At 64.4% G+C, this 14378-nt stretch carries 14 protein-coding genes; 12 read left to right on the top strand and 2 right to left on the bottom strand.

What is annotated here, in order from left to right:
* Positions 1 to 279: 279 nt before the first annotated feature.
* The 8 genes from SFU54_RS09915 (at position 280) to dnaE (ending at position 9258) form a co-directional block, all read left to right on the top strand.
* A complete protein-coding gene (locus tag SFU54_RS09915) occupies positions 280 to 879 on the top strand; it encodes an FtsQ-type POTRA domain-containing protein (protein WP_319016146.1) in 600 nt (199 codons plus the stop codon).
* Positions 880 to 1065: 186 nt separating this feature from the next.
* Positions 1066 to 2220, top strand: coding sequence for a cell division protein FtsZ (gene ftsZ / locus SFU54_RS09910; protein WP_319016109.1), 1155 nt, complete (start codon positions 1066 to 1068; stop codon positions 2218 to 2220).
* Between the two features lie 2 nt (positions 2221 to 2222).
* Positions 2223 to 2897: a YggS family pyridoxal phosphate-dependent enzyme gene (locus tag SFU54_RS09905; protein WP_413466599.1), complete on the top strand. Its 675-nt coding sequence runs from the start codon at positions 2223 to 2225 to the stop codon at positions 2895 to 2897.
* Between the two features lie 34 nt (positions 2898 to 2931).
* Positions 2932 to 3396 (top strand): cell division protein SepF, encoded by a 465-nt coding sequence (locus tag SFU54_RS09900; RefSeq protein ID WP_319016108.1) that lies wholly within the window; start codon positions 2932 to 2934, stop codon positions 3394 to 3396.
* Positions 3397 to 3471: 75 nt separating this feature from the next.
* Positions 3472 to 3765 carry a YggT family protein gene (locus tag SFU54_RS09895; protein WP_319016107.1) on the top strand — a complete coding sequence of 98 codons (294 nt, stop codon included), beginning with the start codon at positions 3472 to 3474 and terminating at the stop codon, positions 3763 to 3765.
* 134 nt (positions 3766 to 3899) lie between these two features.
* Positions 3900 to 4688 (top strand): DivIVA domain-containing protein, encoded by a 789-nt coding sequence (locus SFU54_RS09890; protein ID WP_319016106.1) that lies wholly within the window; start codon positions 3900 to 3902, stop codon positions 4686 to 4688.
* Positions 4689 to 4793: 105 nt separating this feature from the next.
* Complete coding sequence (locus tag SFU54_RS09885) at positions 4794 to 5666, top strand: RluA family pseudouridine synthase (RefSeq protein ID WP_319016105.1); 873 nt, start codon at positions 4794 to 4796, stop codon at positions 5664 to 5666.
* A gap of 130 nt (positions 5667 to 5796) precedes the next feature.
* On the top strand, positions 5797 to 9258 hold the full coding sequence (dnaE, locus tag SFU54_RS09880; protein ID WP_413466601.1) for a DNA polymerase III subunit alpha: 3462 nt from the start codon (positions 5797 to 5799) through the stop codon (positions 9256 to 9258).
* A gap of 38 nt (positions 9259 to 9296) precedes the next feature.
* Here the strand turns inward: dnaE and SFU54_RS09875 are convergent, their stop codons facing one another.
* Positions 9297 to 9797: a flavin reductase family protein gene (locus SFU54_RS09875; RefSeq protein WP_319016103.1), complete on the bottom strand. Its 501-nt coding sequence runs from the start codon at positions 9795 to 9797 to the stop codon at positions 9297 to 9299.
* Between the two features lie 68 nt (positions 9798 to 9865).
* Between SFU54_RS09875 and hisD the strand changes: the two genes are divergently transcribed.
* The 3 genes from hisD to SFU54_RS09860 are packed head-to-tail and all read left to right on the top strand — an operon-like array spanning position 9866 to position 12696.
* Complete coding sequence (gene hisD, locus SFU54_RS09870) at positions 9866 to 11170, top strand: histidinol dehydrogenase (protein WP_319016102.1); 1305 nt, start codon at positions 9866 to 9868, stop codon at positions 11168 to 11170.
* Between the two features lie 12 nt (positions 11171 to 11182).
* Positions 11183 to 11659 carry a transcriptional regulator NrdR gene (nrdR, locus tag SFU54_RS09865; protein ID WP_319016101.1) on the top strand — a complete coding sequence of 159 codons (477 nt, stop codon included), beginning with the start codon at positions 11183 to 11185 and terminating at the stop codon, positions 11657 to 11659.
* Positions 11660 to 11667: 8 nt separating this feature from the next.
* Positions 11668 to 12696 (top strand): quinone-dependent dihydroorotate dehydrogenase, encoded by a 1029-nt coding sequence (locus SFU54_RS09860; protein WP_319016100.1) that lies wholly within the window; start codon positions 11668 to 11670, stop codon positions 12694 to 12696.
* Between the two features lie 5 nt (positions 12697 to 12701).
* Here the strand turns inward: SFU54_RS09860 and SFU54_RS09855 are convergent, their stop codons facing one another.
* Positions 12702 to 13301 (bottom strand): DUF3043 domain-containing protein, encoded by a 600-nt coding sequence (locus SFU54_RS09855; RefSeq protein ID WP_319016099.1) that lies wholly within the window; start codon positions 13299 to 13301, stop codon positions 12702 to 12704.
* A 44-nt stretch (positions 13302 to 13345) separates the two neighbouring features.
* Here SFU54_RS09855 and SFU54_RS09850 point away from each other — a divergent pair.
* Positions 13346 to 14378 (top strand): M20/M25/M40 family metallo-hydrolase (locus SFU54_RS09850; protein ID WP_319016098.1); only part of this gene is annotated, 1033 nt, incomplete at its 3' end.

Genomic DNA, 14378 nt, shown 5'->3' with positions numbered 1-14378 from the left:
CGCACCCCTTCCGCGTCTGTGCCGTTACCGCCCTTAACTCGGTCGCCCGATGCGTCAACAGCGACGCGCACTGGAGTGTCGAAAGGGGCATCGAGGCCGCATACACCGAACTCTGCTCACGCGGCGCGAGCAGCACAACGAGAGCGACGTCGAGACGAGCGCGCCGAGGTGCGTCGGTTCACACGCCGCTCGCGACAACGGCGACTTGCGTTCACGGTGTCAGTGGGGTCGTTGCTCGCGCTGATCGCTGGCGTGGCGGTGATCACGCTGTCGCCACTGATGTCGCTCGACACCATACGGGTGGTCGGTGCTAGTCGGCTCGATTCGGCGGCCGTGAGCGCGGCTCTCGACGAGCACATCGGCACTCCACTGGCGCTTCTTGACGACGCCGCGATTCGCGACGATCTGGCCAGCTTTCCTCTCATTCAGTCGTTTTCGACCGAAGTGGTGCCGCCCCATACTCTCGTGCTGCGCATCATCGAACGTGCGCCGATCGGCGCGGTCGAACGGGGTGCGAGTGTTGATTTAGTCGATGCTGCGGGTGTGGTGGTCGAGTCATTGGCCGAACGCCCGGTGGGCATCCCGTTGATCGCGGCCAGCAGCGCCGAGGCGGGAACCGTGGCATTTGAGAGCGTTGCCGAAGTGTTGACTGCATTGCCCGCCGACCTTCGAGCGCAGGTTGATGTCATCAGCGCATCGACCCTCGATGACGTGACGTTCACGATGACGGGGCTTGGCCATCGTGTCGTGTGGGGGAGTGCCGAGCGCTCGGCATTCAAGGCCCGCGTGCTCGCGGCCGCGATCGTCGCTGCGGGGCAAGGTGCACCCTCAGAGTTTGATGTCTCTGCACCAGAAAGCCTCGTGGTGCGTCGACTGTAGGCATCAGCCGGCTATGAAGGGCGGGGGATGAGGCTCTTCGCGGGGTCACACGCGCACGGATTTGCGACACGCGGCGCGCCTCGGCTGCCGACGTGCCTCCCGGCCCTACCGTCAATCGGAGCAGTACATACTGAGCATAACTTTAGCCTTCTACCTGAAGGTGAAGGTTGAGCGGAAGGCCTCGACGTGACCTCGAACCAGAACTACCTCGCCGTGATTAAGGTCGTCGGCATCGGCGGCGGTGGCGTCAACGCCGTCAACCGCATGATCGAGCTGGGGCTGCGCGGCGTCGAGTTCATTGCTATCAACACTGACGCGCAGGCGCTGCTCATGAGCGACGCCGACGTCAAGCTTGATGTGGGTCGCGAGCTCACGCGGGGCCTGGGTGCAGGGGCTGATCCCGAAGTGGGTCGCCGCGCTGCCGAAGACCATGCCGAAGAGATCGAAGAGGCTCTTGCCGGCGCCGACATGGTGTTTGTCACCGCCGGCGAAGGCGGTGGCACCGGCACCGGGGGCGCTCCCGTTGTTGCCCGCATCGCCAAGTCGATTGGTGCCCTCACCATCGGTGTTGTTACCAAGCCGTTCGCGTTCGAAGGGAAGCGTCGTCAGGCGCAAGCCGATCTCGGCGTCGTGCAGCTCAAAAACGAGGTCGACACGCTCATCGTTGTGCCCAACGACCGCCTGCTCGAAATCAGCGATCGCGGAATCTCGATGCTCGAGGCTTTTGCGACCGCCGACCAGGTGCTGCTCGCCGGTGTTCAGGGCATCACCGATCTCATTACGACCCCGGGACTCATCAATCTCGACTTTGCTGACGTCAAGAGCGTTATGCAGGGCGCTGGCTCTGCCCTCATGGGAATCGGTTCGGCGCGGGGCGCCGACCGAGCGATCAAGGCCGCTGAACTCGCCGTCGCAAGTCCTTTGCTTGAGGCAAGCATCGACGGCGCACACGGTGTGCTGCTCTCGATTCAGGGCGGCTCGAACCTGGGAATCTTCGAAATCAACGATGCCGCTCGGCTCGTGCAAGAGGCAGTGCACCCCGAGGCGAACATCATCTTCGGTGCGGTTATCGACGACACGCTAGGTGACGAAGTGCGCGTCACCGTCATCGCGGCCGGATTCGACGGGGGCGAGCCGACGGTGGTGCATCGCGATCGCCGGACGAACTACCAGTCGGCCGAGCCTGCCGCATCGATGGCATCTCCCTCGCCGGCACGTGAAGACCCCGCGACGGCGGGTCGTTCGTGGGGCGACGACGCAGGACTCGCGGCGACGGCGCCGATCGATCCGCTCGAGGTGAGTGACGACGACGACCTCGACATTCCCGACTTCTTGCGCTGACCGTGAGCACCGAGCTCGCGGAACGATACAGCCGTGTCGAGTCGGCCATCTCTGACGCGTGCCGTGCCGCGTCGCGCCCTCGCGACGATGTGACGCTCATTGTTGTCACCAAGTTTCATCCCGCCTCGCTCGTGCGTGACTTGGTCGGTCTCGGCGTGCACGATGTCGGAGAAAACAGGCATCAGGATGCTGCACCCAAGGCAGCGATGCTCAGTGACCTTCCTCTCACGTGGCACTTCGTCGGGCAATTGCAGTCGAACAAAGCGCGCGCCGTCGCCGAGTATGCCCGGGTCATCCATTCGGTTGACCGCGAGTCACTCGTGACGGCCCTTGCGCGCGCCGAGCGTGCCCTCGACGTTTTTCTTGAGGTGAATCTGACCGACGACGCGGGGCGTGGCGGGGTTGAGCCCGAGGGCCTGGTTGCGCTCGCGGAACGTGTGCTTGAGCATCCGTCGCTCACTCTTCGCGGTGTCATGGCGGTGGCGCCCGTCGGCAGTGAACCGCGTGCAGCGTTCGCTCGTGTTCGGGAGCTCTCCGAGCGGGTACGCACGGTGGCTCCCGAGGCTCGCGATATCTCGGCAGGCATGTCGGGCGACTTTGCCGAGGCGATCGCTGAGGGTGCGACACACCTGCGTATTGGTTCGGCAATCACGGGAAAACGACCCGAACGCCCTTAACCTGACGAGTGCCACGACCGGTTAGGACGATCACATGAGCAATCCGCTGCGCAAGACCATGGTGTACCTCGGCCTCGCCGACGAAGAGGTTGAATACGACACTCACCCCTCGGCGACGACTGCGCCCGCGCCGTCGAGCGCGGTTGCGGCACAGCGCGCCCCCGTGACGCCCCTGCGTCGCAGTGCTCCCGCGCGGCAGGCTGCGCCGTCAGAGATGAACGAGATTCTGACAGTCCACCCTCGTGCGTACAAAGACGCACAGGTCATCGCCGAGAGTTTTCGCGAGGGCATTCCGGTGATCATCAACCTGTCGCAGATGCCCGAGAGCGAGGCCCGCCGACTGGTCGACTTCGCCAGTGGGCTATCGCAGGGGCTTTATGGTCGCATCGAGCGGGTGACGAGCAAAGTGTTCTTGCTGTCGCCGGCGCACGTGGCGACGAGTGGTGATGCGGCTGAAATCGAACCAGACGTCGACGCCTCGTTCGTTATTCGCGACTAGCCGCGAGTCGCGCCTCGCGTCGCGATCGTCGCAGCGCGTGCGCAAGCACTCAGGAGAACCTGCGAGACTAGAGCCGTGACGCTCGTCTTTTCGATCATTCTGTCGGTCATCTACGTGGCCCTCTTGATCGTCTTCATCGCCATGTGGGTGCGATTCGTTTTCGACTGGTTGCAGGTTCTCAACCCAGCCTTTCGCCCCCGGGGGATCGTGTTGATCGTCGCCGAGACGAGCTACACGATCACCGATCCGCCTCTCAAGGGGGTGCGACGGGTTATTCCTCCGCTCCGGCTTGGTTCGGTAAGTCTCGACCTCGCGTGGACAATTGTGCTGATTGTTTTGCTCATCCTGATGGCACTCGTGAGGCCCTAATCCGGCCCAATTCCTGGCCTGATTCCTGTTGTGCGGGGTACGCTTCCTGATACGGAAGTGACGCATGTGACCAGTTGTTGCTAGCGTTACCCCATCGTTATTCGACCGCTCCAGAAAGTTTCGAGGTGACGCGCATGGCACTCACGCCAGAAGATGTCGTCAACAAGCGCTTCCAATCGACCAAGTTCCGCGAGGGCTACGACCAAGACGAGGTCGATGACTTCCTCGATGAGATCGTTGTCGAGCTGCGTCGTCTCACTCAAGAGAACGACGAGTTGCGTCAGCGCCTCGTCGCTGCCGACGCGCGCATCGCCGAGCTGCAGCGTGGCGCCGCCTCGATGCCTATGGAGGCTGCGGCCGCTCCGGCGCCCGTTGCCGCACCCTCTCCGGCGCCGTTCCCGGTTGCCGATGCGCCCTCACTGGGCGGCGCTGAGCCTGGTGTCGACACGAACAACTTGCTTCAGCTCGCACGTCGTTTGCACGAAGAGCACGTTCGTGAGGGCCTAGCCAGGAAAGAGCAGATCATCGCCGAGGGGCAGGCCGAGGCAGCTCGCATTGTCGCTGAGGCGACGAGCGCCCAGCAGGGTCAACTGCAGACTCTCGAGCGCGAGCGGATGGCGCTGCAACAGCGGGTCGACGAACTGCGCACGTTCGAGCGCGAGTATCGCCAACAGTTGCGCACCTACATTCAGAGCCAGTTGACCGAGCTGGAGGGCACTGCCCAGCCAGCGGCCGCCCCGGCCGCCGCGACGGTGGGCTCGGCGCCCGCTGCTGCCCCTGCGGGTTATGGAGCCGCTCCAAGCTACGGTGCCGAGCAGGCGTACCCGGGTTCGGCTCCGGCCTATCCCGCAGCGGCTCCTTCGCAGGGTTACCCTTCTCCGCAAGCGGCGCCCCCCGGGCAGTTCCCGGGCTACGGCTCCTGAGCCGCAGCATCCTCATCGACCACTCGGTCGGCAGAGACGACAGGGAGCGCGACAGTGACTGAGTCGCGCTCCCTTCCTGTCCCTCCCGGGCGTTCCGGTGAACGAGTGGATGTTGCGCTCGCGACGCTGCTCGGATTCTCACGAACGCAAGCGGCAGAGATCGCCGACGCCGGGGGAGTGACACTCGATGGCCGGCTTGTCGGCAAGTCGGATCGCGTCGTCGCTGATGCATGGCTGGAAGTGACGTGGCAGCCCCGGCGCGAGGTGCGCATCGAGCCGATCCCCGTCGACAACCTCGGCATCGTTTTCGACGACGATGATCTTGTTGTCGTGGACAAGCCGGTCGGAGTTGCCGCGCATCCCTCGGCCGGCTGGGAGGGGCCAACCGTCATCGGTGCCCTCGCTGCTGCTGGCTACCGCATTGCGACCTCAGGCCCGGCCGAGCGAGCGGGCATCGTGCACCGGCTCGACGCCGGCACGAGCGGGCTCATGGTCGTCGCAAAGTCTGAAGGAGCGTATCGAGAACTCAAGCGGCAGTTTCACGATCGCGAGGTGGAGAAGATCTACCACGCGACCGTTCAGGGTCATCCTGATCCGCTCTCCGGGACCATCGATGCGCCGATCGGGCGGCATCCCGGTAGCGCCTGGAAGTTCGCTGTCGTCGCGGGCGGAAAACCGTCGGTAACGCACTACGACACGATCGAGGCGTTTCCGAGCGCGTCGCTGCTCGAGATCCACCTCGAGACGGGGCGCACTCATCAGATTCGCGTGCATATGGCCGCGCAACGTCATCCGTGCGTGGGTGACGCCATGTATGGCGCCGACCCTACGCTGAGCGCACGCCTGGGTCTGGATCGGCAGTGGTTGCACGCCATGAAGCTCGCCTTTCGGCATCCGTCGACCGGTCAGTGGAGCGAACACAGCTCGCACTATCCCGACGACTTGCAGCACGCACTAGACGTGCTACGAGCGAGCTGACATGACGCGCGCGCCGCTCTGAGGGGTCGCCGCCACGACCTAGACTGAGGGTCCAGATCACCCCGTCGGAGGCGCTGTGTCTAGTCGTGCAGATTCGTTCGTGCACCTTCACGTGCACAGCGAATACTCGATGCTCGACGGTGCCGCACGCGTGCAGCCGCTCATTGCCGAGGCCGTTGCGCAAGGCATGCCCGCCATCGCCGTGACTGACCACGGCAACATGTTCGGTGCCTTCGACTTCTGGAAGACCGCGAAAGATGCCGGCATCAAGCCCATCATTGGCATCGAGGCATATCTGACGCCGGGCACGCACCGCACGGATAAGACGCGCGTCAAGTGGGGTTCGGGCGGCGAAGACGACGTATCGGGCGCGGGGGCCTATACCCACCTCACCATGCTCGCGGCGACGACGGCAGGCATGCACAACCTGTTTCGCATGGCCTCGCTGGCTTCGATCGAGGGCTACTACTTCAAGCCGCGTATGGACCGCGAATTGCTCAGCCGCTATGCCGACGGAGTGATCGCCACCACCGGGTGCGTGAGTGGTGAAGTGCAGACTCGCTTGCGACTCGGTGACTATGAGAAGGCACGCGAGGCGGCGGCGGAGTTTCGAGACATCTTCGGTGCCGAAAACTATTTCGTCGAGATCATGGACCACGGTCTCGGCATCGAGCGGCGCACGATGTCTGAGCTCATTCGCCTCGCGAAAGACCTCGCGCTGCCGCTCGTGGCGACAAACGACTTGCACTACACCCACGCGGGCGATGCGGGTTCGCACGCGGCTCTGCTGTGCGTGCAATCGGGGTCAACGCTCGATGACCCCAATCGGTTCAAGTTCGACTCGGACGAGTTCTATCTCAAGACCCCCGCGCAAATGCGCGAACTCTTCCGCGACTATCCCGAAGCGTGTGACAACACGCTGCTCATCGCCGAGCGCGCCGACGTCGCCTTCAATACCTCGGCCAACTACATGCCTCGGTATCCCGTTCCTGAGGGCGAAACCGAGAACAGTTGGTTCGTGCACGAAGTCGAACGCGGTCTCGCCGTTCGCTACCCCGGCGGGGTTCCGGATGCTGTGCGCGCGCGTGCCGAATACGAGATCGGCGTTATCACCCAGATGGGCTTCGCGGGCTACTTCTTGGTCGTTGCTGACTTCATCAACTGGTCAAAGCGCAATGGAATCCGCGTGGGCCCGGGCCGTGGCTCGGGCGCCGGGTCGATGGCCGCCTACGCCATGCGCATCACCGATCTCGACCCGCTCGAACACGGGTTGATCTTCGAGCGCTTCCTCAACCCCGACCGCGTCTCGATGCCCGACTTCGACGTCGACTTCGACGACCGCCGCCGCGGCGAGGTCATCCGGTACGTCACCGAGAAGTACGGCGACGAGCGCGTCGCCCAGATCGTCACCTACGGCACCATCAAGGCCAAGCAGGCCCTCAAGGACAGCTCGCGTGTGCTGGGGTTCCCGTTCGGCATGGGCGAGAAGCTCACCAAGGCCATGCCGCCCGCGATCATGGGCAAAGATATGCCTCTCTCGGGCATCCTCGACCCCACCGACAAGCGGTACAAAGAGGCTGCTGACTTCCGTGCCCTCATCGAGGTCGACGCCGAGGCCCGAACGGTTTTCGACACCGCCTTGGGGCTCGAAAACCTCAAGCGGCAGTGGGGTGTGCACGCCGCCGGTGTGATCATGTCGAGCGAGCCGCTCATCGACATCATTCCGATCATGAAGCGCGAGCAAGACGGCCAGATCGTCACGCAATTCGACTTCCCCGCCTCAGAAGCGCTCGGTCTCGTCAAGATGGACTTCTTGGGCCTCCGCAACCTGACGATCATTGATGACGCGCTCGACAACATCGAGGCGAACCGTGGCACTCGGCTCGTGCTCGAAGACCTCACGCTCGACGACCCGGCCGCCTACGAGCTGTTGGCTCGCGGAGACACCCTCGGAGTGTTCCAGCTCGATGGCGGTCCGATGCGCTCGCTCTTGCGCATGATGAAGCCCGACAATTTCGAAGACATCTCGGCCGTGCTGGCCTTGTATCGGCCCGGCCCGATGGGTGCCGACTCGCACACCAACTACGCGTTGCGCAAGAACGGCCGCCAAGAGATCACGCCGATTCACCCTGAACTTGCCGAACCGCTCGCCGAGGTGCTCGGCGGCACCTACGGACTCATCGTCTACCAAGAGCAAGTGATGGAGATCGCGCAGAAGCTCGCGGGCTACACGCTCGCGCAAGCCGACCTGCTGCGTCGTGCGATGGGCAAGAAGAAGAAAGAAGAGCTCGACAAGCAGTACGAAAACTTCGAGGCGGGGATGACCGCCAACGGCTACTCCGCTGCCGCGGTGAAGACGCTCTGGGACATCCTGGTGCCCTTCTCTGACTACGCCTTCAACAAGGCGCACTCGGCCGCGTATGGCGTCGTCTCATACTGGACCGCGTACCTCAAGGCTCATTACCCGGCCGAATACATGGCGGCCTTGTTAACGAGCGTGGGCGATTCCAAAGACAAGATGGCCGTGTACCTCAACGAGTGCCGCCGGATGGGCATTACGGTTTTGCCTCCCGACGTCAACGAGTCGATCGAGTACTTTGCCGCTGTGGGCGACGACATTCGCTTCGGTCTCGGGGCCGTGCGCAATGTGGGGCATAACGTCGTGGAGGGCATCCGTTCATCTCGTGAGAGCAAGGGCCGGTTCACGGGCTTCTTCGATTTCTTGAAGAAAGTGCCGAGCACCGTGGCCAACAAACGCGCCATTGAATCGCTCATCAAGGCGGGAGCGTTTGATTCGCTCGGAGCAACGCGCCGAGCGCTCATGGAGATTCATGAGTCGGCAGTCGAGGCCGCGGTGAAGGAGAAGCGCGCTGAAGAGAATGGCGATGTCGGGTTCGACTTCGACAGCCTCTTTGACGAGCCCGATCACACCGCCGGTCATGTGCCCGATCGTCCCGAGTGGGCCAAGAAAGACAAGCTGGCCTTTGAGCGCGAGATGCTCGGCCTCTACGTGTCAGATCACCCCCTCGCGGGTCTCGAACGCGCCTTGGCACAACACGCCGGCGCGGGAATCGCCGAGCTCAACGACAATCCTCCCGCCGACGGCGAGCAGGTCACGGTCGCCGGGCTCATCACGAGCGTGCAGCATCGCGTCGCGCGCCAGTCGGGCAACCCCTACGGCATGATCACGCTCGAAGACTTCGGTGGCGAGATCAGCATCATGTTCTTGGGCAAGACCTATCTCGAGTTCGGTTCCCGGTTGGCGGCCGACAGCATCGTGGTTGTGCGCGGCCGCGTAAACCATCGCGACGACGGAATCTCACTCCAGGCCATGAGCCTCACGCAACCAGACTTCGGCGTGGCGACCGAGAGCGGCCCCTTGACGCTCACCGTGCGCGAGAATCGGGCGACCGTCGATGTCGTGAGCGAACTCGATGCTGTGCTGCTGCGGCACGCGGGCTCGACCGAAGTGCGGTTGCGCTTGCTTCGCGATGACTCCGCGCGCGTGTTCGAGCTGCCCCACCGAGTCGAACCCTCGGCAGGGTTCTTTGGTGAGGTCAAGAGCCTCCTCGGCCCTCGAGCCCTGAACTAGCCGGCGCTTGGCCGCCCCAGCGGCTGTTCACGCGAAGACTAGAGCTCAGCGCCGAGGGCGCGATACGCGCGCTCGTGGTACAGCAGCGGTTCGTCGGGTTCGCCGATGGCGCCTTCGTCGATCTGAACGGCGATCATCGCGTTGCCCGCGACAGGAGTGCGCGCAACGATCGTGCCGACCATCCAGGCCGTGACGTTCTTGAGAATGGGAAGACCATGCGGACCCGGTTCCCAATGGTCGCCATCGAAGCGGTGAGCGTTGTCACCCGCCATGATCTTCGCGACGGCGAAGTCGTCTTGACCCATCATGTGAATGGCGACGCGGTCGGTTTGTTCGATCGCCGGCCACGAACTCGCCGTGCGCGCCATGTTGAACGTCGCAAGCGGCGGAACGGCCGCGAGCGACGCGAGCGACGTTGCTGTGAATCCCACGGGGCGGCCCTCGGGCGTGAGCGCGGTGATCACGGCGACTCCCGCCGCGTGGCGACGAAAGGCTTGCGCGAAAGCGTCGAAACCGGTGGCATCAGGAGCAGTGGTCATCACGGTCTATGCAACCGCATTCGTGCTCGGGTATTCCCGAGGCTGGCCGCGATTAGGCTGAACACGTCATGATGCGAACTCTCGACTTGCGCGGCCGCACGCTGTCGGCCGCCGACCTTCTCGCCCTGGTTCCCCGAGCGGCGAGTGATGTCGGCTCGGCTGTCGACGCCGTCGACGCATTGATTCGGGATGTCCGCGAGCGCGGCAGCGTTGCCTTGAGTGATCAGGCCGAGCGCTTCGATCGCGTGCGCCCCGCCGCGATCCGCATGAGCGCTGAGTCGTTGCGCGCCGCCGAGGCCGCGCTCGATCCCGCCGTTCGCACGGCCCTCGAGCACGCGATAGACCGCGTGCGGCGCACCTCGGCGGCGCAAGTGCCGGCGGAACAGGTCACCGAGGTCGCTCCGGGTGCGCGCATCGTGCAGCGCTGGCAGCCCGTTGCCCGGGTGGGGCTCTACGTGCCAGGGGGCAAGGCGGTGTATCCCTCGAGCGTCGTCATGAACGTGGTGGCGGCTCAGGTCGCCGGCGTCGGCTCGATTGCGCTCGCGTCACCGCCGCAAGCGGAGTTCGGCGGGTCGGTGCATCCGACGATTCTTGGCGCAGCAAGTCTTCTCGGCGTTGACGAGGTCTATGCGATGGGGGGCGCCGGTGCCATTGCGGCTTTGGCCTATGGCGTTGACGATCTCGGTCTCGAACCCGTTCAGGTGATTACCGGGCCAGGAAACCTGTTTGTCGCGACCGCGAAGCGCGCCGTGAAGGGTGTTGTCGGCATCGACTCTGAAGCGGGTCCCACCGAAATTCTCATCATTGCCGATGCCACCGCACGCCCTGACTACGTCGTTGCCGACCTGATTAGCCAGGCGGAGCACGATGAACTTGCCGGGAGCGTGCTCGTGACCGACAGCGCAGACTTCGCTCAGTCGGTGCGCGAGGCCTTGCCGGCGGCGGTTGCGGCGACTCGGCATCGGCACCGCGTCGAGGCGGCTCTCGAGGGGCCGCAATCGGCGATTGTGCTCGTGGATGACCTCACCCAGGCTGCCCGGTTCAGCAACGCCTACGGGCCCGAGCACCTCGAAGTGCAGGTCGCCGACGCACAGGCTCTGCTTCCGTTGCTCGACAGCGCGGGTGCGATTTTCGTCGGCGACCACACGCCCGTGAGTCTCGGTGACTACATCGCCGGCTCGAATCACGTTTTGCCGACGGGCGGTCAGGCGCGATTCGCCTCTGGTCTCGGCGCCTACACGTTCTTGCGCCCGCAACAAATCATCGAATACAGCCGGGATGCTCTCGCCGAGGTTGCCGATCACGTCGGCGCGCTCAGCGACGCCGAGCACCTGCCGGCTCACGGCGACGCCGTGCGTGCGCGGTTCGTCTAGGCTGGCTGAACCATGCACTGCCCTTTCTGTCGTCACTCTGATAGCCGCGTCATCGACTCGCGCACGAGTGATGACGGGCTCTCGATTCGACGCCGTCGGCAGTGCCCCGAGTGCGGGCGCCGCTTCAGCACGACCGAGACGGCAAGCCTCATGGTGATCAAACGCAGTGGCGTCGTGGAGCCTTTTTCGCGCGAGAAGATCGTGCTCGGCGTGCGCAAGGCGTGCCAGGGTCGCCCGGTGACCGACGCCGACCTCGCGCAACTCGCTCAGAAGGTCGAAGAGAATCTGCGCGCGACGGGCGCTTCGCAGCTCGACGCGAACGACATCGGTCTCGCGATCTTGCCCGAACTGCGCCAGCTCGATGAGGTTGCCTATTTGCGGTTCGCGAGCGTCTATCAGGCGTTCGAGAATCTCGACGACTTCGAGTCGGCCATCACCCAATTGCGTGTTGAGCGCGCTCAGCCCGCCGCTGCCTCCGACGCCGAATAACCACCACGGTGTACGAGTTCTTCTTTCGCACGGTCTTGCGCCGCATCGACCCCGAGCGGGCACATCATCTAGCGGTCGTCGTCATTCGGGCAATCCCCGCGCTGGGGCTCACGCGACTGGTGCGTCGATTCACACGGCCTGACCCGGCTCTCGCCGTCGACGCGCTCGGGCTGCACTTTGAGTCGCCGTTCGGTATGGCTGCCGGGTTCGACAAAGACGCGCGGAGCATCCGTGGCCTGTGGGCGCTTGGTTTCGGTCACGTCGAAATCGGCACCGTCACGGCGATCGCGCAAGAGGGCAACCCCAAGCCGCGTCTGTTTCGCCTTGTTGACGATCGAGCCGTCATCAATCGCATGGGGTTCAATAACGGGGGAGCAGTAGCCGCCGCTTCGCGGGTCGCCCGCGAACGCCGCCGGGCTCAGCGGCCCATCATTGGCGCGAACATCGGCAAAAGCCGTGTCGTCGCGGTCGAGGATGCTGTGGTCGACTATCGCGAGTCGGCCCGCCTACTCGCCCCGGTCGCCGACTACCTCGCCGTCAACGTCAGCTCGCCCAACACCCCGGGGTTGCGTGGCCTACAAGACGAGGCATTGCTGCGACCACTGCTCTCGGCCGTACTCGACGAAGCGGGCGAGACGCCGGTTCTCGTGAAGATCGCGCCCGATCTCGATGACAGCGCGATCGACGCCGTGTGCCAACTCGCGATCGAGTTAGGGCTCGCGGGCATCATCGCGACGAACACCACGATCAGTCGTGACGGCCTCTTGACCGGCAACGCCGCGGTCTTGGCGGCAGGCGCGGGCGGGCTCAGCGGCGCTCCGTTGCGTGCTCGCTCACTCGAGGTGTTACGACGCGTTCGAGCCTCGGTGCCCGACGACTTCTGCGTGATCGCCGTGGGCGGCGTTGACACGGCCGACGACGCTGCCGAGCGACTCGACGCCGGAGCAACCCTGGTGCAGGGATATACGGCGTTTCTGTATCGCGGCCCGTTGTGGGCCCGGCAGGTCACCCACGGTCTCGCCGCGCGCGGCCGCTAACCCCTCTACTCGGGGAACTGTCCGCGCTTCACCTGAGGCTTGGGCAGACGGAGCACGCGTAACTGCAGCGACCGCATTGCTGCGTACCAGCGCACCTTCTCGACCTTGTCGGCGCCGAACTTCTTCACCAGTTTGCGGCGAACGATAAAGCCCAACAGGGTCGAGTCGAGCACCGCGACGAGGAAGAAGGCCCACAGCGCCAGAATGGAAATCGTTTGGGCTTCGACCGACGGCACAAAGGTCAAGATGATCACGACGAACATGACCGGAATCAAGAATTCGCCGATGTTGATGCGCGCATCGACATAGTCGCGCACCCACTTCTTTTGCGGGCCGCGGTCGCGCTGCGGAAGGTACTTCTCTTCACCGTTGGCCATACCGATGCGCGCCCGCTCGCGCGCGGCGTTCATCTTCTCGCGGTGCTCTTTCGCAGCCTGCTTCCGATCGTTCGGAACGAGAGGGCGCTTGCGCGCAGCTTCGCGCTCTTTGCGCGTGGGCGTTGGGCGGCCCTTGCCTGCGGCAATGGCCTCGGCAGTGGCGTTGGCGTCAGCCGTCGCTTGCTCGGCGGCGCTGGGAGTGGTGTTGGCGTTGTCGCGGGCGGCCACGGCGGCACATCCTTCCATTGATGCTGAGGCTTAAGATTACCGGCATGACACCCCCCGAACGCTCCGCCGCATTGCCTCTCGATGCGCACACTCTCGAGGCACTCACCGACAGCGTTCAGGGCGGTCTGCCGCGCGCTATCGCCGAGCTGAGTGACCTCGTGCGCATCCCGTCTGTGTCGTGGGACGGATTCGACCCGGCCCACGTTCAGGCATCAGCCGAGCGAACGGCAGAACTGCTGCGTGAACTCGACGTCTTCGACACCGTCACGATCGACCGCGCTCCTGGCGACGACGGTGTTCTCGGTCAACCGGCGGTGCTTGCTCGGCGCGCTGCTGCCCCTGGATTCCCGACCGTCTTGCTTTACGCCCATCACGACGTTCAGCCTCCCGGCCACGACAGTGCGTGGTCGTCACCGCCATTTGAGCCCACGCTGCGGGGTGATCGGCTCTATGGCCGAGGCGTCGCGGATGACAAGGCCGGCGTCTTGGCCCACGTTGCCGCCATCCGAGCATTGACCGAGACAACGGGAGTTCCTGATCTCGGCCTCGTGGTGTTTATCGAGGGCGAAGAAGAATTTGGGTCCCGATCGTTCGGCGCGCTTCTCGAGCGTCATCGTGAGCTGCTGGCCGCCGATGTGATTGTGGTCGCCGATTCCGACAACTGGAGCGTCGATACGCCGTCACTCACGGTCGGGCTTCGCGGCAACGCGACGTTCAGCCTGACCGTGTCGACGCTGCAGCACGCATCGCACTCCGGAATGTTTGGGGGAGCGGTACCGGATGCGATGCTCGCCACGATCGCCCTTCTCGCTACCCTGCACGACGCCGAGGGCTCGGTCGCCGTGGCGGGTATGCGGTCACACGATCAAGAGGTCCCCGTGATTACTGAGCAGCGACTCCGCGACGAAACAGGACTGCTCGACGGAGTCACTCCCATCGGCCGCGATGACCTGCTTCACCGCATCTGGGCACAGCCGTCGATCACTGTGACGGGCATCGACGCCCCGAGCGTTCAGAACGCCTCGAACACCCTGGCGCCCTCGATCACCGTGAAGATCAGTGCGCGCGTTGCGCCGG

It is taken from the genome of Microcella sp. (assembly GCF_033763155.1).
Taxonomy (GTDB): Bacteria; Actinomycetota; Actinomycetes; order Actinomycetales; family Microbacteriaceae; genus Microcella.
This window is presented reverse-complemented; position numbering and strand designations above follow the sequence as displayed.